Genomic DNA, 20,818 nt, shown 5'->3' on the forward strand with positions numbered 1-20,818 from the left:
GGCCGCGCTCAGTTGAGCACCTGCATCTCGGCGACCTTGAGGTCGAAGGGCTTGCTGCTCTGGTTGATGCCCGGGATGGTGAACTTCCGGGGGTTCGGCCCGCCGGTGACCACCACGACGGCCTCCCAGTGCATCGTCACGGTGGCACTGAAGACGCTGTTCTTCTCGTGGGCCGAGCTTGTCCTGAACTCGTAGCCGCAGTCCGGGGACTTCGCGTCGCCGTACTTGGGGTCGTACGGCGTGCCGGGGGTGGTGCAGGAGGTCTGGAGGTGGTCGCCGAAGCTCCAGTCCGCCTTCACCAGCCGGGGCGTGACGGTGACCGAGATGCCCGCGACCGCCGCGCTGCCCGGTGCGGGGAGCGCGGCGTCGTCGGCCCAGAGCCAGACCGGGGCGTTGACCACCGCCGTGTTCCGGGGCGCGGCACGGCCCACCGGCGGCCTGAACCGGACCTGGTCGTAGGCCTGCTGGATGGCCATGGCCTCGGCGTTGACGTTCTGCCCGCCCGGCGCGGTGGCCTCGAAGACGATCTCGGCGCCGCCCTGGCCCCCGTCGGTCTGCGGGCAGACCTTCGTGTAGAGCGAGCCGTCCTTCGGGTCGTGGCCGTCCCACGCCGGGTCGCCGGCCGGCGGCGGGTTGTCCAGCGCGCGGAAGTAGCACCCCTTGTCGCTGTTGAACCAGCCCAGTTGGGGGTCGTGGCAGGCCCACGGGACCCCGTGGTAGCCGCACAGCTGCGGGCCGGTGCCCGATCCGCCGCCACCGCCCGGGTTCGATCCGCCGGGCACGGGGGTCGTCCCACCGGAATTGACGTCTATGCAGATCACGTTCGGGTAGCACTGCTCGGCCCCGCCGCTCGGCGGTTCGTCCGCGACCGCAGCCACCGCCGAGGACAGCAGCAGCCCGGCCGACATCGACGCGGCGATCGCGATTCGCCGGGCCGGTTTCCGCGCGTTCAGCATGTCCGGTCCACCTCCCGTTTGAAGTCGTGGATCAACCAATGCGCTTGGAACCAGCGCAGCGACGCGGTTCCGACGTACCGGTTCAGTCGCGCTCCGGGATCCTTGGCGGCCCCGGTGACGGCGTCGACTCGGTGCCAGTCCGACAGGTCGACGCAGTCCTCGATCACGGCGGTCTGCGGATCGGCATTCAGATCGACGGCCTTGACCACCGCGGAATTGCGCGGGGTCCCGGTCATCACGACCTTGGCGTCGCGCAGTTGCCGGAGGCCGACCAGGCTGTCGGACAGCGCCCGCCCGGAGGAGTACTGCTCCAGTGCGTAACCGTCCGAATCCGACCGCCCGAAGACCTCCGCCTGAGCCCGCCACCAGTCCTGATACGCCTTCAGGGCCAGCCTTGCCATGGCCCCTTCCGGGCCGCTGGTCGGCGCGATCGAGCTGTTTTCCGAACCACTCGAAGGAGTTAGCGGGTTCACTCCCGCGACGGTGGGCGCGGCCGACCCGATCCGATCGACGGAACCACCCGCACCACTGCCCGCACAAGCACCGAGCAGCAACACCAGAACCGCCCCGCCGACCCCAACCGCCCCAGGGCGCAACACATTTCCGCGCTGCCGCATGGCCCCACCTCGTTGCGACCGACCTGATCCGTGATCCACGGCCGCCAGGAGAATTCCGCCGTCCCACCGGTGTTTCCGCTGGGGATCGATTCTTCGCCAACCCACCCCATCACGGCAACACCTCAGGCCCCCTGACCTTACGCGGAAGGCGGTTCCGTCGGGGCACTTTCCCGCCACAGAACGGCCAACAGTTCCTCGGAAAGCGACAATCCGGCCAATGCGCCCCGAACCGCGGCCCGATTGCGCATCAGGAGCCGCCCCGCGTGCGGCGGAACGAGCAGGCGCGCGCCAGGCGCACCCGAACTACCGGCCGGTTCCCCACCGTCCGTCAGCGCGGCCACGGCCGGCTGGAGATCGAGCGGCGCGACGGCCGCCGGGGCACCCGGGACGCCCTGGCGCAGGACGGTGGTCAGGGCCCGGCTGAACGAGCCCTCCCCGCCCGGCCGTACGACGTCCCGGCCGCGTCTGCCGGGGGCGTAGCGGCTGCCCGGGGCGTAGCGGCCTATCCGGCCCCAGAGCGGGACCCTCGAGTAGCTCAGCAGTTCGCCCGCGCCGTCCTCGCCGCGCTCCAGCGCCGCCCAGGTGTCCCGGTCGGCCACCGCGTCGACCAGCAGCAGAGCCTCCTCCTGGTCCCCGTGCACCATCGCGCTGACCACCCAGTCCCAGGCCAGGCCCCGGCGGTAGGCGTTGTCGGCGGTGCTGCCGGCGGTGACCAGGGCCAGCCGGCGCCCGCGCGGGTCGGCCACCAGCTGGCCGACCAGGCAGACCAGCAGCCAGCGGCCCGGGTGCCGGGCGGCGTCCCGGACGGCGGTCAGCATCGCGTTGGCGTCCGCGTCCGGCGCCACCGTGGTGACCCGGCAGCCGGCCGCGCCGGTGTCGAAGCACATCCCGGGCAGCACGTCGGCGAGCAACCGGGCACCCTCCGGTGCGAGCGCCGCGCCGCCGAAGGCCCGGTCGGGCCCGCCGTCCGCCCCGATCACCACCAGATCGACCCCGCCCGCCATCCGACCGTCCCCCCTCCTGCACCGTTTCTCCACCCGCCGGGCAGGCTACCGTCCGGAGGGCCGCCGACGGGGCTCCCGGCCCGTCCGCTCAGGGACCATGGGCCCTATCGACGAGCGCACCGGCCGAGGACGATCGGACGCATGGAGCGTGACGACCGTGTGGAGACCCTGAGCGAGGCCGAGTGCCTGCGGCTGCTCAGCACCGTGCCCGTCGGGCGCGTGGTGTACACCGAGCACGCGCTGCCGGCCGTGCTGCCGGTCTCCTTCGAGGTCCTGGACGGGCGGCTGGTGCTCGCGGTGCGCCGGGGAAGTGCCACCGCGCGCGGGCTCGACGGCACGGTGGTGGCCTTCCAGGCGGATCTGCTGGACCCGGTCACCCGCACCGGGTGGAGCGTGCTGGTGCACGGGCGGGCCGACGTGGTGAGCGATCCCGAGCAGGTGCGGCGGGTGCTGCGCTCCGGCCTGCGGCCCTGGGTGGGCGATCCGGAGCCGCTGTTCGTCGCGCTGGTGCCGGAGCTGGTGAGCGGCCGCCGGCTGTTCCCGACCGGGCCGGGCCTCCTGGGCTTCCCAGGCCGCCAGGCGCGTGGGCCGACGGGCGGCGGACCGACGGGCGGCGGACCGATCGGCGCCGGGCCGGTGAACGCCGGATTTCCGCTCGGCTCCTGACAGGTACCGGTGGGTAGGCATACGCTTCCGGCGTTCTGACACCCCGGGCCCGTCCCCCACCAGGAGCGCACCGTGACGACCTTCGCCTCCCTCGCCGAGCTGACCGCCGCCGTCGGCACCGAGCTGGGCACCAGCCAGTGGCACACCATCGAGCAGCGGCAGATCGACCTGTTCGCCGAGGCGACCGGCGACCACCAGTGGATCCACGTGGACCCGGAGCGGGCCAAGGAGAGCCAGTTCGGCTCGACCATCGCGCACGGCTACCTGACCCAGTCGATGATCCCGGTGCTGGCGAAGGAGTGCTACGCCGTCGAGGGCGTGCGGATGGCGCTGAACTACGGCTCCGACAAGGTGCGCTTCCCGGCACCGGTGCCGGTGGGCACGGCGATCCGGGCCACCGCCGAGCTGCTCTCGGCCACCGAGGTGCCGGGCGGGGTCCAGGCGGTGGTGCGGTTCACCCTGACCAGCGAGCGCAGCGCCAAGCCGCACTGCGTCGCGGAGACGATCACCCGCTTCTACGCCTGAGCGACGCCTCACCGACGACCGGCGGGGCGGCGCCGGCACCGGCCCGCGCGGCCTCCCCGGTACGCCGATTGGACCGCGCCGAGCCCTCCACCAGGTCCGGACGGCCCACGGCGAGTAACCTCCGACGAGATGGTTGTCGTATCGCAGCAGCCCCACCCGTCGCTGCGCCGCGACCCCGGCATGCCCGGTAGCCGTGACCGTCCCTGGAGGAGCCGTGCCCCGCCCCGCCCCGTGGTTCTCCCGCCTCGCCGGTCTGACCTCGCTGTTCCTCCCGCCGTCCACCGACCCCGCCGCCGAGCGCGCCGTCCCCGGTCTGGCCGGAGTGCCCCGGGCCGCCTGGCACCGGGTCCGGACCGACGCCTTCGGAGCCGAACCCCGAGGCGACCGGCTGGCGCGCGTCCGCCGCTCCCCGCAGTTCTCCGACGGGGCCTTCCGCAATCCGGTGCCGACCCGCCGCCTGGTGTACGAGCGCAGCCCGCTGGAGATCACCCGCGCCCAGCTGGCCGGGGACCGGACCCGCCGGATCCCGGCCGCCGCCGTCCCGGTGCACCGGCTGCTCCCGGGCGACCTGGCCGCGCCGCCGGAGACCGGGCTGCGACTGACCTGGCTGGGGCACGCCACGGTGCTGGCCGAGATCGGCGGACGGCGGGTACTGCTCGACCCGGTCTGGGGCGAGCGCTGCTCCCCCTTCTCCTGGACCGGGCCCAAGCGGCTGCACCCGGTGCCGCTGCCACTGTCCGAACTCGGGCCGGTGGACGTGGTCGTGGTGTCCCACGACCACTACGACCACCTCGACATGGGCACCGTCCGGGCCCTGATCGGGACGGGCGCGGTGTTCGCCGTCCCGCTCGGGGTCGGGGCGCACCTGGAGCACTGGGGCGTCCCGGCCGGCCGGATCGTCGAACTGGACTGGTGGGAGTCGGCCGAGGTCGCCGGGCTGACCCTGACCGCCACACCGGCCCGCCACTACTGCAGCCGCGGGCCGCGCACCAGCGCGCTGTTCCTGTGGGCGTCCTGGGTGGTGGCCGGCGGCGGGCGGCGGATCTTCCACAGCGGGGACACCGGCTACTTCCCCGGCTTCGCCGAGATCGGCCGCCGGCTCGGGCCGTTCGACGCGACGATGATGCAGGTCGGCGCGTACAGCGACTTCTGGCCCGAGGTGCACATGACCCCCGAGGAGGGGGTGCGGGCGCACCTGGACCTGGGCGGCGGGCTGCTGCTGCCGATCCACTGGTGCACCTTCAACCTCGCGCTGCACCCCTGGGAGGAGCCCGCCGAGCGGGTGGTCGCCGCCGCCGAGGCGCTCGGCGCCCGGCTCGCGGTGCCCCGGCCCGGCAAGCCGTTCGAGCCGGCCGACCCGCCGACGCTGCGCCCGTGGTGGCGCGCCGTCGCGGCCCCGCACGGCACCTCGCCGCTGGTCGGCGGACCGGCGGAGGAGGAGCCGACGGCGGGGTCGCGCGAGGCACCCGAACAGACGACAACTTTCAGCGAACAGATTTCAAAATCTGTTCGCTGAAAGTTGTCAGCTGACATCTGTTCGCCGTTGGACCACCGAGCCCACCCGAGCCCGGCCCCGGCCGCGACCGACCCGGGCCGCGACCGTCCCCGGTCTTCCGGCCCTGCTCAGCCCGCGAGGACGTCCCGCAGCGCCCGCGCCTCCTTGACCACCCGGCCCGAGCCGCCGCGCTCGGCCGCCGCCGTCACCTCCGCCACCGGCCCCCGGGCCCCGGTGCGCCGGGCGCAGTCGGTGGCCAGCGCGATCAGGTCGCCGAGCCCGCGGGTCGACGGGTCGGTCTCCGAGAGCAGCCCCGGCAGCGCCGGACCGAGCACCGACCAGACCGTCCCCCGGGCACCGGTCTCCGCCGCCATGGCGAGCGCCGCCGCCAGCCGGCCGGCCATCACGGTGCCGCAGGCCACCAGAACGCCCAGCTCGCGACCGAGCAGCGCCCCGTCCAGGTCCCCGCGCGCGGCGAGCACCAGCAGCGCGTCCACCGCCGCCGTCCGGTCCTCGGCGTGCCGGGCGCCCAGGCCGTACGCCAACGCCAGGTGCAGCGCGAGCCCGGCCGGGCCGTCGGCCTCGGCCAGCAGCGGGAGGTACCGGGCGGCGCCGCGCTCGTCCCGGTCGGCGCCCTCGGCGAAGGGGTCGAGCCAGCGCGCCGCCAGCTCCTCCCGGTGCCGGGGGAGCATCGCGAACCAGTGCTCGACGGGCCGCCAGCCCCAGTCGTGCACCTTGCGCGCCCGGGCCACGCTGGGCTCGGTGCCGTCCAGCAGCGCCCGGAACTCGGCCGTGAGCCGCTCGCCGTCCGGCCCCTTCGGCCCGGCGCCGATGCCCGGCTGGGCGACCGCGATCCGCTCGACCTCCTCCCACCAGCGGTCCCCGTACAGGTTGGTGCGCTTCAGCCCCGCGCCGGGCGCGAACACCACCCGCTCGGACGGCTGCCCGGGCAGCCCGCCGGTGCGCAGCCAGTGCGCCAGCCGGCGCCCGGCCGGGGAGCCGAGCGCCTCGGCGGCGCGCAGCACCGTCCCGTCCGCGGTGCCGACCCGCAGCAGGGCCTGGCACAGGTCGGCCTTCCCCGGGGCGACACCCGCCGCCTCGTACCCGGCGATCCGCTCGACCAGCACGGCAGCGTCCAGGGCTCCGGTGGCGTCCGTCGGGGTGGCCAGCAGGTACGGCAGCGTGGCCTGGAAGATCTGCCGGGCCACCTCGTCCAGCCGGGCGGCGAGGACGGCCCCGTGCACGGTGGTGCGCGGGCCGCGCAGCGCGGAGCCGCTCCTGCCGCCGAGGTAGTCCCAGAGCTTCCACGGCGGCGTCTCACCGGCCACCGCGGCCACCACGTAGAGGATCTCCCGGGGCGTGCAGTCCCCCCAGCCGTCGGTGCCGCGCCACGGGTGCGCCCGGCGGACCGGCTCCACCGCCTCGGCGAGCGCCCGCCGGTCCCGGTGGGTCAGCCGGACCAGCCCGTCCAGCACCCGTTCGAAGGCCGCCACACCGGGCTCGCGCGCGGCGAGCAGGGCGGACAGCTCCTCCGCGAGTTCGGCCGCGGAGGCGATCGGCGCGCCCAGCGGACGCGGTTCGGGGGCCGGCGGGAGGAAGTCGTCCCACCCGGTGTCCGGGTCGTCCCCGCCGCCGACCGGCGCGCCGAACAGCTCGCCCGCGCGCCGGTGGTGGGCCGGGTTCAGCGCCTCGGCGGCGGCCCGGAGCTCCGCCACCACCGCCTCCCCCGCCGCCTCCAGGTGACGGGCCACCACGTTCAGCGCCCGCTCCTGGAGGGCCGCGTCCGGGTGGCCGAAGGCCTCGGCCGCGGCCAGCACCACCGGACCGGAGCGCTCGGGGGCGCGCCGGGCGGCCTTCTCCAGCCAGGTCAGCTGGGTGCGGACCAGCTTCTTCTCGCTCCGGAACAGCACCACCGCCGAGGCCTCGGTGAGCACCTCGGGCTCGATCAGCCCGGCCTCGTCCAGCCCGGCGAGCACCTCCTGGGCGTGGCCGGCGAGCACCGACAGGCCGTCCAGCAGCGCCACCACGTCGCGCACCCGGGCCGCGTACTCCTCGGGCGTCGGGTCGAGCGCCCGCAGCACCTCCAGGAAGGCCCGCTGGTCGGCCGGCTTGCCGCCGCGCAGCAGCCGGGCCAGGCAGCGGTCGAGCAGCTCGGTGCGGTCCGCCGTGCCGTCCGCGGCGAGTTCGCCGATCGCCTCCGTCCAGACGTCGCCGGGACGCGGACTGAGCCGGAGGGTCAGCTGGTAGCCGACGTCGGCAAGGTCGAACAGCTCGGGCAGCAGCACCGGGGTGAACGAGTCCTCGGCCAGCCGCACGGCCAGCGTCGGACGCGGGCCGTTCCGTTCGGCGGCGCGCTCCATCCAGCTCCGGACGAAGGACTCGCCGCGCGGCACCTCGCAGCCGGTGTGCCGGACGACGGCCTCCAGCACCGGGTACATCGACCAGCCCCAGGTCCGCACCGGCCGGGCCGCGAGCCGGGTGACCACCTCGACCTGCCACTCCACCGGCTGCGCCGCGATGACCTGGTGCAGCGCGGAGTTCCGGGCCCAGTCGCGGCCGGCGGCCTCGACCCCGCCGATCCAGGTGGCGGCGGCGGCCGGGCCGGAGTGGCAGCCGGCCCCGGCCACCAGCAGCCGGCTCATGGCCGCGGCCCCCTCGCGCGACCAGTGCTCGCGCTGTTCCCTGCGCAGTTCGGTGCGCAGCTCCTTGAGGGCGGGCAGGCAGGCCCGCCGCCGGGCCGGGTCCAGAGCGGCCAGCAGCCCCGGTATCTCTGCCAGCCGGCCCGACCGGACGGCCGTCAGCAGCGCGTCGCCCGGCTCCTGCCGCTCGGCGTCCACCGCCGTGTTCACGCCCCTGCCCCCTTCACGTCCGCGGCCCCGGCAGCCCCGGCAGCCGACTCCCGCACCATCGCCCCCGCCAGCGCGTGCTTGCACGGCCCGCGCCCGCCCCGGTACTTGCCCCACCACAGGCAGGTGCAGCTCAGCCGCCCCGACTCGTCCGCCCGCACCCGCTGGATGTGGTCGTCCACCGTGACGACGGCCGTCGCCCCACCCTCCTCCAGCCGCACCGCGCCCGCCTCGACCAGCGCCCGGGCGGCCCGCAGCCGGGGGTTGGCCGCCTCGGCCCGCCCGGCGTCGTACGGGAGCTGCCGGTGGAAGTACGCGGCCTCGGCGGTGTCGTAGCCGATCTGTCCGGCGGTGCCCAGCCGGATGAGCGCGGCGCGGACCCGCTCGGGGCTCAGCCCGGACTGGGCGGCGAGGTCCCCGACCTCGATCCGGGGCTCCCAGGCGAGCAGCACCGCGATCAGCTCGGCGTCCCGCTCGGCCGTCCCGGTGGCCAGCGAGTCGAGCACCCCGCCCTCGCCGGAGAAGCCCCGGGCGGCGTTCGGCGACAGCGTGAGGGTCAGCCGCATGCCGGGCAGCACCGCCTCCCAGGCGGAGGCGGTCGGTTCGCCGGCCGCCACCGGCCCGTACACCCGCAGGGCGAGCGCGTGCCGCAGCACCCGCTGGAGCGCCACCAGCCGCTCGGGCCCGGGCAGGCAGACCGCGCCCGGCACCGGCCGGGTGGTCGGCCGCAGCGTCCTCCCGGCCGGCAGGACCCAGCCGATGCCGGCCCGCCCGCCGCGCCCGGCGCGCGGCAGCGAGCGCAGGAACCGGACGGCCTCGGCGGCGGGCAGCTCGGCGCGCAGCTCGAAGCCGGCGGCGACCACCTGGGTCTCGGCGAAGCCGCGCAGCCAGCGCTCCGGCAGCGGCACCTTCTTCTCGACCAGCGGTCCGTCGAAGCTGGTGACCTCCAGCGCGTCCGGACCGACCGCGAGGTGCAGCGGGTCGGCCGGGCCGATCCTGGTCAGCGCCTCCCGCAGCGGGTTGTTGACGTCCACGTTGGTGGTGCCGTGGCCGATCTCGTCCCCGTCGAGCCCGGCCTGGAGCACGTCGAGCCGGGCGTAGACACCGCAGCAGCCCGAGAAGGACTCGAAGCGCAGCCGGTCCCCGTTGGCGGTGACCACCGGGTCGAGCGAGGCGCGCAGCTGCGGCTGGTAGTAGCGCGCGGCGGCGACGTCCGCGACCGCGAGCAGCGCCGCGGCGGCCGGCGCCGGATCGGCCAGGAAGCCCGCGAAGAAGCGCGGGTTGGCGGCGGCGCCGAGCGGAGTGGCGCCACCGGAGGTGGCCAGGTCGAGGCTCCGGCCGTCGGCGCCGTCCCGGACGGCCGACGGGCGCAGATAGGCGTACGCCTGTGCGGATTGCGTCATGCCGAGCACGCTAGGTGAGGACACTGACAATCCCTCGGGAGGCCGACGGACTGGAACGTGTTCTACACCATCGACCGGGGGTGGGGGGCGTTACCCAGGTCACACCGCCGGACGGTTGGCTTCTGCCACTATGGCCTCGTGACCGACCTCACCGAAGACCTCCGGGCCGAACGGCACGCCCGGCCGGCCGCCCCGTTCGCCGAGCTGCTGCAGATCGAGCAGCTGGACGAGAACACGTTCCGGGGCCACTGCCACGCCGGTGCCCCGATGCGCGCCTTCGGCGGCCACGTCGCCGCGCAGGCGCTCGTCGCCGCCGGGCGCACCTGCGGGGACCGTCGCCCGGTGCACTCGCTGCACGGCTACTTCCTGCTGCCGGGCTCCCCCTCCCGGCCGATCGACTACCTGGTCGAGCGGGTCCGCGAGGGCATGTCGTACACCACCCGCCGGGTGACGGCGGTGCAGAACGGGAACGAGATCTTCACCCTCTCGGCCTCCTTCAAGCACCCCGAGCCTGCCGCCGACCGCCAGCGCGAGGTCCCGCCGCTGCCCCGCCCGGAGTCGCTGCCGAACGCCGTCGCCCGGCTGCCCGAGGAGGTCCGCCGGTCGATCGCCGCGGCCGGCGGCTTCCGCGACCTCGACGTGCGGTTCGTCCCGGCGGACGCCCCGGGGCTGCCGCCGGCCGTGCCCGGGCTGCTCCAGCACTTCGTCTGGATGCGCACCGCTTCCCCGCTGCCGGACGGCGACCCGCTGCTGCACGCCGCCGCGCTCACCTACCTGTCCGACCTCACCCTGGCCTCCACCGCCGGGCTCGACGTGCAGCCGAACTTCTTCCAGCGCACCGAGCCGCCCCGGCTGCTGATGGCCTCGCTGGACCACGCGATGTGGTTCCACCGCCCGTTCCGGGCCGACGAGTGGCTGCTCTTCGCCCAGCGCAGCCCGTCCTCCTCGGACGGCCGGGGCCTGGCGCTCGGCGAGTTCTACGACCTGGACGGCCGGCTGGTCGCCTCCGCGGTCCAGGAGGCGCTGATCCGCGACCCCTCGTGACCGCCCCCGGGACCCCGGTGGCCTCCGGGCGAACGGAAGGGGGCCGGACGGCGTCATACTCCTGGGCGGCCCCGGCCCGTATCATGTGCGGGTGACCAAGGTTGACCTGTCACCACGGCCGGTGGAGGCGATGTCTCCGCGTCAGCTCGAACGCCGCGAGGGCCTGATCGCGGCCGCGCTCGCCCTGGTGAACGAGATCGGCGTCGAGCGGATGCAGATGAAGCAGGTCTGCGAGCGGTCCGGAGTCGCCCTGGGGACGGCGTACCGCTACTTCTCCTCCAAGGACCACCTCCTGGCGGCCGCGATCGCCGAGTGGCATCGCCTGCTGCTGGCCGACCTGGTGGCCGAGCTGCGCGGGCCGAGGGCCGGACTGGGGGCCACCGACCGGGCGGTCCGGTTCGTCCGGGGCGGGATGCGGGCCTACCAGCGGCAGCCCGAACTCGCCCGGCTGCGGGTGGCCGTGGCGGCCTCCACCGACCCGTTCGCCAGTGAGGCGCTGCAAGGCATGGCCCGGGCCGACAGCACCGCCCTCCAGGCGGTGACGGCCGAGGTGCCGGCCGCCGCGAGCGAGCTGGTGCGGCACATCGTCGCCCACGCCTGGCAGGGGGAGCTGACCGCCTGGGTGACCGGCCGCACCACCCTCGGGGACGCCCGGCGGCGCCTGGAGGACGTGGTGCGGCTGGTGCTGACCCCGTACGAGACGCGCTACCCGGCCCCGTACGAGGTCCAGTCCACCGGCTGAGCCGCCGGGCGGCGGCTCAGACCACCGTCACCGGGTGGGCCACCACCGCGCCGAACAGGTAGCCCTCCCGGTTGAAGACCGACCGCTCGGGCTGGGTGTTGCCCCGGCGGTCCGTCGCGCGGGCGCGCAGCTCGTACGGACCGGGCCGCTCGGGGCGCCAGTCGATGCTCCAGCGCGTCCAGCCGTCGGCCCGCGGCTCGTCGCGCAGCTCGGCGCGCCGCCAGGTCCGGCCGCCGTCGGCGCTCACCTCGACCCGGCGCACCGCCGCGCTTCCGGACCACGAGCGCCCGTGCAGCCGGTGCTCGCGGTCCGCCGCCAGTCGCGCTCCCGCGGCCAGCTCGAAGGCGCTCTTGACCACCTGCGTGGTGAGCGGCTCCCCGCCGCCGACCGGGTAGTCCGGGCCGAACATCCGGTAGAAGTCGGTGTTCCACGGCGAGTGCAGCGGGTGGTCGGCGACCTCCATGCTGCCCACCCACTTGATCGAGGCGATGCCCACCCAGCCGGGCACCACCAGCCGGGCCGGGGCGCCGTGGTCCGGGGTCAGCGGCTCGCCGTTCATCTCGTAGGCGAGCAGCACGTCGTCCAGCGCCTTGGCGATCGGCAGCGGACGGCGCACCGGGCCGTAGTTGGTGCCGCCGGCGACGAAGTCCGGGTCCAGGCCGACCGGCAGCACGTCCACCGCCGCCCGGGTCAGCCCGGCGGCCCGCAGCACCTCGGCCAGCCGCACGCCCCGCCAGCTCGCCGAGCCGACGCCGCCGAGCGTCCAGGGCGTGCCCGGGACGGGCTGGTTCTGCTGGCCGAGGTAGTAGCTGCGGGCGTTGCCGGCGCACTCGATCAGCGCGCTGATCCGGGTGGACGGCAGCTCCCGCAGGTCGTCCAGGCCGAACTCGACGGGGCGCTCGGCCGTCGGCGCGCCGCGCAGACCGCTGCCGAAGAGCTTGAGGCTCCAGGTGTCCGGGTCGATCAGCGGGGTGCTGGTGTGGTTGCGGACGAAGAACCGCTCCACCGGCACGTGGCGGCCGACGGCGGCGCCGCCGTCGGCGTCCCGGAAGGCGTCCCAGCGCATCTCGGCGTTGGTGCCGCGCGGCACGAACCACTCGGCGGGCAGCGGTTTGACGATCCCGGGCACCGGCCTGGGCACCTCCTCGGCGGCCGCCCGGCCCGCGGTGAGCAGCGGGACGGCCGGGATCGGCGCGGCGAGCACCCCGGCGGCGGAGACCATCCGCAGCAGCGTCCGGCGGTCCACGCCGTCGGCGCGGCCGCCCTCCCGGGCCGCCCGCCTCGCGGTGGTGCGCCTCGCGGTGGTGCGCCTCGCGGCGGCTTGCGCGGGGGCGGCCTGCGTCGGGGCGGCCTGCGTCGGGACTGCTTCGTGCGGGGTGCGGACCTCGTCGTCCATGAACGGCGTTCCTTCCGTTTCAGCGTAGGCGGTTCGGCGGTGCGCGCGACCGCGGCCGGGTCCGCGGGCCGCTCCTGGACGGGCTCGCGATCCTCGGCTTGACCTTCTCACCGGTGTGAAGTCCTACCGTTCCCCTTGTCGGCGAAACCCCAGCCCGCAGAGGAGCAACCCATGTCAGCCACCCCGCTCGCCCGGATCGTCCAGGGTTCCGGCCCCGGACTGCTGCTCGCCCACGGCGCCGGCGGCAGCGCCCGGGACAACTGGGGCCCGCTGCTGCCCGACCTCGCCGCCCACCGCACCGTCGTCGCCCCCGACTACCCCGGCTCCGGCGACAGCCCGTACGAGCCCGGTGAGCCGAGCCTGGACGAACTGGCCGACCGGCTGGTCGCCGCCGCGGACGAGGAGGGCCTGGACGACTTCGACCTGGCCGGCTACTCGCTCGGCGCCGCCGTCGCCGTCCGGATCGCCGCCCGCCACCCCGGGCGGGTCCGCTCGCTGCTGCTGCTCGCGGGCGTGACCGGGGGCTCGGCACGGATGCGGACGCTCGCCGAACTGTTCGTCGACCTGGCCGACCGGCCGGACGACCTCGCCCCGCTGATGCTCAGCGTCGCGATCGGCCGGAGCTGGCTGGACGAGCTGCCCGCCGAACAGCTCGGAGGGCTGCGGGAGCACCTCAAGTCCCCGGTGCCGGAGGGCTTCCGGCAGCAGTTCCGGCTGGTCGCCCGCGCCGACGTACGGGCCGAGCTGGCCGCGATCGCCGTGCCCACCCTGGTCGTCAGCACCACCGAGGACATGCTCGTCGCCCCGTCCCAGCACCGGCTGGCGGCCGAGGGCATCCCCGGCGCGCGCCTGGCCGAACTCACCAGCGGGCACCTCCCGGTGGTCGAGGCGCTGCCGGAACTGCGGGACCTGGTGCTGGAGTTCCTCAAGGGCTGAACCGCCGTCGGGAACACCCCGGCGGCCTGCGGCGTTCGCCCGGTCATGCGCATCGGAGAACTCGCCCGCCTGACCGGGGTGTCCACCCGCCTGCTCCGCTACTACGAGGAGCAGGGCCTGCTGCGGCCGGACCGCACGGCGGCCGGCTACCGCGAGTACGGCGAGGAGGACACCGTCCGGGTGTGGCAGGTCCGCCACTTCCTCGCGGCCGGCCTGAGCACCCGGATCATCGCCGAGCTGCTGCCCTGCGCCACCGGTCCCGTCCCCGTCCTGGAGGCCTGCCCGGAGCTGCTCGCCACCCTGCGCGGCGAACTCGCCGACCTGGACTCCCGGATCGAGGACCTCACCCGCAGCCGCCGGGCGCTCTCCCACTACCTCGACACCGCGCACGACTCCGGGCGCGACCACGCGGCCGACCGGGCACCCGGCTACGGGCACGACTACGGCGAGGAGCGGGCTGCCTGACGGGACGTAGGTCCCGACCAGGCGCTTCCCCGGCGCGCCGTCCCGCCGCTCGCGGAGGGGACTGGACATAGTGCGACATACAGCTTGATTCCGAGCGTGCCGAGCGCGCCCAGTATGTCGAGGGGTCCACACGATGAGCAGCCTGCCGCCCCCGTCCGACCAGCCCGTGAAGGAGCCCGACGAACCCGCCGCGACCCTTCCGGCCGACCGGGCGGTGTTCGGGATCGGCGCCGTCCTGGTACTGGCCGTGGTCGCCTGGGGCGTCTTCGCCGAGGACTCGCTCGGCCGCACGTCCAGCACCGCGCTCGGCTGGGTGCTGCACAACTTCGGCTGGCTGTTCGTGGTGGCCGCCGACGTCTTCCTGGTGCTCACCGTGCTGCTCGCGTTCAGCCGCTTCGGCCGGATCCGGCTCGGCCGCGACGACGAGGAGCCCGAGTTCTCCGGCCTCGCCTGGATCGCCATGATGTTCAGCGCCGGCATGGGCATCGGCCTGATGTTCTACGGCGTCGGCGAGCCGCTCCAGCTCTTCGCCACCCCGCAGCCCGGCTCCGGCCTGGAGCCGCAGAGCGCGGCCGCCGCCCAGCAGGCCCTGGAGTTCTCGCTCTTCCACTGGACCCTGCACCCGTGGGCGATCTACGCGGTCGGCGGGCTGGCCCTCGCCTACACCACCTTCCGCAAGGGCCGGGGCAACCGGATCTCCGCCGCCTTCGTCCCGCTGATCGGACAGCGCGGCGCGGACGGCTGGGCCGGGCGGACGATCGACCTGCTGGCCGTGTTCGCCACCGTCTTCGGCTCCGCGACCAGCCTCGGCCTCGGCGCGCTCCAGGTCGCCGACGGGCTCGGCTACATCTCCTCCGTCCGCAACACCCAGAACGCCCAGCTGGTCATCATCGCCTCGCTGTCCGCCGCGTTCGTGGTCTCCGCGTTCTCCGGGGTGCACAAGGGCGTGAAGTGGCTGTCCACCGCGAACGTGGTGCTGGCATCCCTGATCATGGTCTTCGTCTTCGTGTTCGGTCCGACGGTGTTCGCCCTGGACGCGATCCCCTCCTCCGTCGGCGGCTACCTCTCCGACCTCCTCGGGATGTCCACCCAGACCGGTGCCTTCACCGACGAGAGCTGGCTGGGCTCCTGGACGATCTTCTACTGGGCCTGGTGGCTCTCCTGGGCGCCCTTCGTCGGCACCTTCATCGCCCGGATCTCCCGCGGCCGCACCGTCCGGCAGTTCCTGCTCGGCGTGCTGCTGGTGCCCAGCGGGGCGACGGTCGTCTGGTTCTGCGTGATGGGCGGCACCGCGATCCGACTGGCCACCACCGGCGCGGCCGACCTGGTCGCGACCATCCCGCAGGGGCCGGAGGCCTCGCTGTTCGAGATGCTGCGCTCACTGCCGCTCGGCTCGGTGACCAGCGTGGTCGCGGTGCTGCTGGTGATGACCTTCTTCATCACCAGCGCCGACTCCGCCTCGCTGGTGCTCGGCTCGCTGTCCAGCCGGGGCTCGCTGCATCCGCGCACCTGGCTGGTGGTGGTCTGGGGCGTGCTGATGGGCGGGGTCGCGGCGGCCCTGCTGCTGGCCGGCGGGCTCACCGCGCTCCAGAACGCGACGATCCTGGTCGCGCTGCCGTTCGTGGTGGTGATGCTGCTGCTCTGCGTCTCGCTGGTGAAGGAGCTCCGCACGGACCCGGCCGCCGGACCGTCCCGCTTCCACCCGCCGCACGGGCTGCGGGACGCCGTCCGGGAGGTCGTCGGCGAGTCCGGCACACGCCACTGACCAGGGGGTACGCCCCGCCCGTCGGAGGGTGGGGCGTATGCGGCCCAACCGACGCCCAACCCCCGCCCGGACTTCACCCGCGCGTACCGACCGTTCACGCCGCCCTGGAAACCTCCCTGTCATGAACGCCAACCCTCAGGCGCCCTACCAGGAACCGCGCTTCCCCCTGCCCCAGCGGCACCGCCGGCTCCTCGCCGCCACCGCCGTCCTCGCCTCCATCGCCCTCGGCACCCTGGGTGTCGGCGCCACCGTGGAAACCGTCGACCACGGCCCCCTCGCCAGCGCCTCCGCCGGCAAGTAGCACCCGCCCCACCCGGCACCGCGGTCCGTCCCGGACCCGGTGCTTCTTACTGCCCGCTCGCTCCAGGGCGGCGCGACCGGCGCGCCGGGCGCCGCCGGTGCGCCCGCCGTCACGCCTGTCGCAGCGCCCGCCGTCACAGCTGCCGGTGCACCCGCCGCTGCGCCCGCCGTCACGCCCGCTGTTCGGCGCGCGGGCCGGCCGGGGGCGGGATCAGCGGGCCGGGGCGGGAGTGGCGGCCGGTGCCCGGGGTGGGGTGGAGGTCGGGGGCCGGGGCGTAGCGGGCGGCCGGCGGGCGCAGGCGCCAGGCCGGGGGGCGGGTCGGATGGGGCGTGGGGGCGATCAGGGCGAGGCGGTGGAGCAGGTCGAGGGCGTCGCGCCGCAGGGCGGTGCGGTCGGCGAGGTAGCGGGCCGGGAGGCCGTACTCGTCCGCGATGTCGCCGAGGACGCCGTCTATCAGCGCGTCCGGGATCGGGACGTCGCCGCTCACCGTCTCGCCGGGCAGCGGGCGGACGTCCTCGACCAGTCGCTCGACCAGCAGCAGGGCCGCCTGGGAGAGCGTCCCGGCGCCGGGCAGGGCGAGGTCGGTGAGTTCGGCGGCCGGGTCGAGCAGGGCGACGCCCTCGGCCCGCAGTTCCGCCTCCAGGCCGAGGAACTCGGCGACCACCGCCGGGCCGCTGAGCCGGTGCTCCCGCAGCCAGGCGCGGTGGTCCTCGGGGAGGTCGGCGGCCAGGACGGCGGGCGTCTCGGCGAGCAGGCGGCGCACGGCGGTGGCGGGCTCGGCCTCGGCGGCCCGGCGGATCAGGTCGGCGGCGTCGTCGGCGAGGGCGGGCGGCCCGGCCGGGACGGCACGGGCGAGTTCGCGGTCCACGGTCAGCATGAAGGAGTCGTCGGCCGGGTCGGACGGCAGCTCGCCGAGCACCTGCCAGCCGGCCAGCGCGGCCAGCGCCATGGCGAGGTCGGCCGGTTCGGCGGCGAGTTCGGGGGCGGCGGCGGCCATCGCGTCGAGCAGCCGCCGGTAGCCCAGTTCCTCCGGCGCGTCGACCAACAAGGCCAGCGCGAGGGCGAGTTGGGCGTACCCGGCCGGGGTGAACGGCGCACCGGTGACGGGGTGTTCGAGGCGGCGGGCGGCGCCGGGGCCGAGGCCGGCCTTGCAGAGCCGGGCGTGCCAGGGGCCGACCACGAGGCGGTAGCCGAGCAGGGTGTCGAAGCGCTCGGCGAGCCAGTCGCGGTGGCGGCGGATCAGCGGGAAGCCGTCGGCGTGCGGGCCGGAGGCGGTGACCAGCGGGTGGGCGAGCAACAGCCGGGCGGCGATCCGGCGTTCGGCCGCCGGCAGCTCCTCGGCGGAACGGTCGTGCGCTACCAGGGCGAGCGGAGCCACCCGGGTGCGCTCGGGCCTGCGGTGCCGACCGGGCCCGCTCGGCTTGGCACCTGACCGCACGACGGGCAGCGCGGCGTCGTCGCGCCGGGCACGGCGCAGGCCGCCCTCGGTGCGGTCCTCGCGGGGGCGTACCGGCACGGCGCGGTGCGCGGTGGGGCCGTGCCACCAGCTGACGCCGGGGTCGGCCGCGGGCTCGGCGGCGGCGCCGAGGTGGCGGGCCGGGTAGAGGCCGAAGGAGGCGGTGCAGAGGTCGTCGGCGGTGCCGGGGGTGGCGGCGGCGAACCAGTGGGCCAGGCGCAGCAGTCCCGGGTCGGGCGAGAGCGTCACCCCGGCGGCCTGCGGGCCCGGTACCTGCGGGTCGTCAGCACCGCTTCCCGCGGCCGCCCCAGGTGCCCTGTCAGCGGGCCCTGCGGTGGGACGGGACCCGGGGCCGGCTCCGGTACCGGCGGCGGGAGCTGTCCCGGGACGGGGGCCGGGAGCGGTATCAGGACCGGCGTCAGGACCGGCTTCGCGTACGGCGAGGACGGCGTCGGCGGTTGCCCGTCCTGCCCCGCTCATACGCCCGTCCGGCCTGCCGGCGGCCACCCGGGTGGCGCCGACCGCGTAGTCCCGCTGATTCATGTCGAGGTCCAGCCTAGACGGTGCCCGGGCCACCCGTGGGCAGCAACGGCGCTCCTGAGGAACTCTCCGCAGGAGCCCTCGAAGCGGGCCCCCGCGCTCCGCTCACCGGCCACCCGTCATCCGCCGCGCCCCACCGGGGTTACGCACCGGTAACCGGCTCTTCCGCCACCGGTCCGGCTCCTCTAGGGTCGGTCCCAAGCAGCGGATCACCGAGAGGCGCACGCATGACCGTCCGTACCACCGACCGGGCCGGCCTCGCGGCCCGGCTGCGCTCGGCCACCGGCCTGCTGGGCGGCTTCGCGGCCACCTCGGCGGCGCACCTGGGCGCGATCGCCTCCGGCGCCCCGGTGCTCCGGAACGCCACCAAGCCGGCCCTGATGCCGCTGCTGGCCGCGCACAGCGTGGCGGCGGCCAGGCAGGCCGGGCAGGAGGCGCCGAAGCTGCTGGCACCGGCGCTGCTGCTGAGCGCGGGCGGGGACGTGCTGCTCCAGCTGAAGAACGACCCCGCGTTCCTCGCCGGCATGGGCTCGTTCGCGGCGGCGCACGTCTGCTACGTGACGATGTTCGTCGAGCGCGGCGCGCTCAGCGACCGCCGCCGGACCCTGGTGGTCGCGGCCGCGTACGCGACGGCCTGGGTGGCGCTGGTCGGGCAGCTCTGGCCGGACCTCGGGGACCTGCGCGTCCCGGTGGCCGGCTACAGCCTGCTGCTCGCCTCGACGGCCGTCACCTCGGCCGGGCTGGGCTGGCGGACCGGGCTGGGCGGGGCGCTGTTCCTGCTCTCCGACACCCTGATCGCCACCCAGCTGGCGAAGTGGCGGGAGCTGCCGGGCCATCAGTTCTGGATCATGGCCACTTACGTACTGGCCCAGTACCTGCTGGCCGACGGCACGCTCCGGCACCAGGACCGGGCGCACCGCGAGGGCACGGAGCCGCGGCCCGCCTGACACACCACCGCGCCGCCGGCCCCTTCGGGCTCCAGCGGCGCGGCACGGGCGGTGCGCCGGGGCGCACGGCGGCGAGGCCGTCAGGCACCGCGCCTGCGCAGCAGCCAGAAGCCGCCGACCCCGCCCCCGACCAGCACGAGGCCGCCGGCCAGCTCCGCCGGGTTCGCCGCGACCGAGCCGCCGAGGCCGGTCTGCACGGCGCCGTGCGGGGCGACCTGCTGGCTGCCGGCACCGGACTGCCCGAGCGAACCGGCCCACTCCCCCGCCGCCTCGCCCCACTCGCCGAGGCTCTTGTCGGGGCTCTTGTCGGTGCCCTTGTCGGGGGCGGTGGCGGCCACCGTGGTGACCGTGACGCTGGTCGCGAAGGCCCCGCCGTCCGGGCAGGTGCCGTCGACCTTGCTGTCCCCGGCGTGCTGACCGGCCAGTCGGGCGGAGCCGCTGTGCTTGCCGTCGGGCCCGAGGGTGAGGGTCGCCGGACCGCCCTCGAAGGCGGCGGAGCGGGCGGTGATGGTCTTGGCGTCGGGCTTGTCCGACTTCTCGCAGGAGACCGTGACCGTCACGGTCTGGCCCGGTGCGGCCTGGGACGGGCTGACCGAGGCCGAGCCGTCCCTGGCCGACGCGAGGGGGGCCGTCAGGCCGGTCAGCGCCGTCGCGCCGATCAGGGCGGCGGCGGCCGTACGCATGGGGCGCATGCCGGAACCTCCGGGATTCTCGGTCGCAGCCGGGGGACTCCATGTCCACGTGGTCGATCGACTGCATCCGGTCATTCACCGACGGTAGGCACCCGCCCCGCGCCCGGCCAGCGCTCACGGCCGTTCGGGTTACGGCCCGTGACCCGGCGTGACGCCCGCGGCGGGGCTCAGAGGTCGAGGTCCACCACGACCGGTGCGTGGTCCGAGGTGCCCTTGCCCTTGCGGGCCTCGCGGTCCACGTAGCTGTCGGTGACGGCGTCGGCGAAGGGCTTGTTGGCGAAGGTGAGGTCGATCCGCATGCCCCGGTTCTTGGGGAAGGCCAGCTGGCGGTAGTCCCAGTAGGTGTAAGGGCGGTCGTACTTGAGCGGGCGGGGCAGCACGTCCTGGAGGCCGATCTCGCCGAGGGCCGTCAGCGCGGCGCGCTCGGCCGGGGTGACGTGGGTGAGGCCCTCGAAGGCGGCGGCGTCGAAGACGTCCTCGTCGGTCGGGGCGATGTTGAAGTCCCCGAGGACGGCGAACGGGCGGGAGCCGGCCGCGTCCTCGGTGGCCGCCTCGCGCAGCGCCTCCAGCCACTCCAGTTTGTACTGGTAGTGGGCGTGGCCGACCTCGCGGCCGTTGGGCACGTAGACCGACCAGACCCGCACCGGGCCGCAGGTGGCGGCGATGGCGCGCGGCTCGAGTTCGGGCAGCAGGGCGCCGTCGGCGAGGTAGCCGGGCTGGCCGGGCAGGCCGCGCACGACGTCCTCCAGGCCGAGCCGGGAGACGATCGCGACGCCGTTCCAGCGGCCGTTGCCGTGCGCGGCCGTCTCGTAGCCGAGCTCGCGGACCGCCTCGTACGGGAAGGCGTCGGCCGCGCACTTGAGCTCCTGGAGGCAGAGCACGTCGGGCTTCGCGCTCTCCAGCCACTCCAGGAGCTTGGGCAGCCGCGCGGTGACGGAGTTGATGTTCCAGGTGGCGATGCGGACGGTCACGGCGGGCGGCCTTCCCGGTGGTTCGGCGGGCATGCGGACGGGGTGGGCCGC

19 protein-coding genes are annotated in these 20,818 nt (G+C 75.4%); 10 read left to right on the forward strand and 9 right to left on the reverse strand.

What is annotated here, in order from left to right; all coding sequences use genetic code 11:
* Nucleotides 1-8: 8 nt before the first annotated feature.
* The 3 genes from ACFY0X_RS21335 to ACFY0X_RS21345 all read right to left on the reverse strand — a co-directional run bounded on the left by ACFY0X_RS21335 (nt 9) and on the right by ACFY0X_RS21345 (nt 2,577).
* On the reverse strand, nt 9-956 hold the full coding sequence (locus ACFY0X_RS21335; protein WP_387756723.1) for a hypothetical protein: 948 nt from the start codon (nt 954-956) through the stop codon (nt 9-11).
* Complete coding sequence (locus ACFY0X_RS21340; protein WP_387756724.1) at nt 950-1,573, reverse strand: hypothetical protein; 624 nt, start codon at nt 1,571-1,573, stop codon at nt 950-952. The genes ACFY0X_RS21335 and ACFY0X_RS21340 overlap by 7 nt, the downstream gene beginning before the upstream one ends.
* A gap of 137 nt (nt 1,574-1,710) precedes the next feature.
* On the reverse strand, nt 1,711-2,577 hold the full coding sequence (locus tag ACFY0X_RS21345; RefSeq protein WP_387756725.1) for a hypothetical protein: 867 nt from the start codon (nt 2,575-2,577) through the stop codon (nt 1,711-1,713).
* Between the two features lie 141 nt (nt 2,578-2,718).
* Here ACFY0X_RS21345 and ACFY0X_RS21350 point away from each other — a divergent pair, with 141 nt between their 5' ends.
* The 3 genes from ACFY0X_RS21350 to ACFY0X_RS21360 all read left to right on the forward strand — a co-directional run bounded on the left by ACFY0X_RS21350 (nt 2,719) and on the right by ACFY0X_RS21360 (nt 5,284).
* Nucleotides 2,719-3,243: a pyridoxamine 5'-phosphate oxidase family protein gene (locus ACFY0X_RS21350; RefSeq protein WP_387756726.1), complete on the forward strand. Its 525-nt coding sequence runs from the start codon at nt 2,719-2,721 to the stop codon at nt 3,241-3,243.
* 72 nt (nt 3,244-3,315) lie between these two features.
* A complete protein-coding gene (locus tag ACFY0X_RS21355) occupies nt 3,316-3,768 on the forward strand; it encodes a MaoC family dehydratase (RefSeq protein WP_387756727.1) in 453 nt (150 codons plus the stop codon).
* Nucleotides 3,769-4,081: 313 nt separating this feature from the next.
* Nucleotides 4,082-5,284 carry an MBL fold metallo-hydrolase gene (locus ACFY0X_RS21360; RefSeq protein ID WP_387756825.1) on the forward strand — a complete coding sequence of 401 codons (1,203 nt, stop codon included), beginning with the start codon at nt 4,082-4,084 and terminating at the stop codon, nt 5,282-5,284.
* Nucleotides 5,285-5,391: 107 nt separating this feature from the next.
* Here ACFY0X_RS21360 and ACFY0X_RS21365 read toward each other — a convergent pair whose 3' ends face one another.
* Both ACFY0X_RS21365 and ACFY0X_RS21370 read right to left on the reverse strand, forming a co-directional pair.
* Nucleotides 5,392-8,112, reverse strand: a complete 2,721-nt coding sequence (locus tag ACFY0X_RS21365; protein WP_387756728.1) for a DUF6493 family protein — start codon at nt 8,110-8,112, stop codon at nt 5,392-5,394.
* On the reverse strand, nt 8,109-9,512 hold the full coding sequence (locus tag ACFY0X_RS21370) for an SWIM zinc finger family protein (RefSeq protein ID WP_387756729.1): 1,404 nt from the start codon (nt 9,510-9,512) through the stop codon (nt 8,109-8,111). Before ACFY0X_RS21370 ends, ACFY0X_RS21365 begins: the two co-directional genes overlap by 4 nt.
* Before the next feature lie 138 nt (nt 9,513-9,650).
* Here ACFY0X_RS21370 and ACFY0X_RS21375 point away from each other — a divergent pair, with 138 nt between their 5' ends.
* A complete protein-coding gene (locus ACFY0X_RS21375; protein ID WP_387756730.1) occupies nt 9,651-10,556 on the forward strand; it encodes an acyl-CoA thioesterase in 906 nt (301 codons plus the stop codon).
* Between the two features lie 91 nt (nt 10,557-10,647).
* Nucleotides 10,648-11,298 carry a TetR/AcrR family transcriptional regulator gene (locus ACFY0X_RS21380; protein ID WP_387756731.1) on the forward strand — a complete coding sequence of 217 codons (651 nt, stop codon included), beginning with the start codon at nt 10,648-10,650 and terminating at the stop codon, nt 11,296-11,298.
* Between the two features lie 16 nt (nt 11,299-11,314).
* Here ACFY0X_RS21380 and ACFY0X_RS21385 read toward each other — a convergent pair whose 3' ends face one another.
* Nucleotides 11,315-12,694 carry a sulfite oxidase gene (locus ACFY0X_RS21385; RefSeq protein WP_387756732.1) on the reverse strand — a complete coding sequence of 460 codons (1,380 nt, stop codon included), beginning with the start codon at nt 12,692-12,694 and terminating at the stop codon, nt 11,315-11,317.
* 171 nt (nt 12,695-12,865) lie between these two features.
* Between ACFY0X_RS21385 and ACFY0X_RS21390 the strand changes: the two genes are divergently transcribed.
* The 4 genes from ACFY0X_RS21390 to ACFY0X_RS21405 all read left to right on the forward strand — a co-directional run bounded on the left by ACFY0X_RS21390 (nt 12,866) and on the right by ACFY0X_RS21405 (nt 16,161).
* The gene (locus ACFY0X_RS21390; protein WP_387756733.1) at nt 12,866-13,630 is read left to right on the forward strand and encodes an alpha/beta fold hydrolase; all 765 of its coding nucleotides are present in this window, start codon (nt 12,866-12,868) and stop codon (nt 13,628-13,630) included.
* A gap of 45 nt (nt 13,631-13,675) precedes the next feature.
* The gene (locus tag ACFY0X_RS21395) at nt 13,676-14,095 is read left to right on the forward strand and encodes a MerR family transcriptional regulator (RefSeq protein WP_387756734.1); all 420 of its coding nucleotides are present in this window, start codon (nt 13,676-13,678) and stop codon (nt 14,093-14,095) included.
* Between the two features lie 133 nt (nt 14,096-14,228).
* Nucleotides 14,229-15,860, forward strand: coding sequence for a BCCT family transporter (locus ACFY0X_RS21400; RefSeq protein ID WP_387756735.1), 1,632 nt, complete (start codon nt 14,229-14,231; stop codon nt 15,858-15,860).
* Between the two features lie 121 nt (nt 15,861-15,981).
* On the forward strand, nt 15,982-16,161 hold the full coding sequence (locus tag ACFY0X_RS21405; RefSeq protein WP_387756736.1) for a hypothetical protein: 180 nt from the start codon (nt 15,982-15,984) through the stop codon (nt 16,159-16,161).
* A 169-nt stretch (nt 16,162-16,330) separates the two neighbouring features.
* Here the strand turns inward: ACFY0X_RS21405 and ACFY0X_RS21410 are convergent, their stop codons facing one another.
* A complete protein-coding gene (locus tag ACFY0X_RS21410; protein WP_387756737.1) occupies nt 16,331-17,866 on the reverse strand; it encodes a DUF2398 family protein in 1,536 nt (511 codons plus the stop codon).
* Nucleotides 17,867-18,384: 518 nt separating this feature from the next.
* Here ACFY0X_RS21410 and ACFY0X_RS21415 point away from each other — a divergent pair.
* Nucleotides 18,385-19,104, forward strand: coding sequence for a lysoplasmalogenase (locus ACFY0X_RS21415; protein WP_387756738.1), 720 nt, complete (start codon nt 18,385-18,387; stop codon nt 19,102-19,104).
* An 80-nt stretch (nt 19,105-19,184) separates the two neighbouring features.
* On the opposite strand, the gene ACFY0X_RS21420 is transcribed toward ACFY0X_RS21415, so the two are convergent.
* Together ACFY0X_RS21420 and ACFY0X_RS21425 are read right to left on the reverse strand one after the other, a co-directional pair.
* Entirely contained in the window at nt 19,185-19,796 is a 612-nt protein-coding gene (locus ACFY0X_RS21420; protein WP_387756739.1) for a hypothetical protein, read from the reverse strand.
* 167 nt (nt 19,797-19,963) lie between these two features.
* Nucleotides 19,964-20,800 (reverse strand): exodeoxyribonuclease III, encoded by an 837-nt coding sequence (locus tag ACFY0X_RS21425; protein WP_387756740.1) that lies wholly within the window; start codon nt 20,798-20,800, stop codon nt 19,964-19,966.
* Nucleotides 20,801-20,818 lie beyond the last annotated feature (18 nt).

This window comes from Kitasatospora sp. NPDC001547, assembly GCF_042894165.1.
GTDB lineage: Bacteria > Actinomycetota > Actinomycetes > Streptomycetales > Streptomycetaceae > Kitasatospora.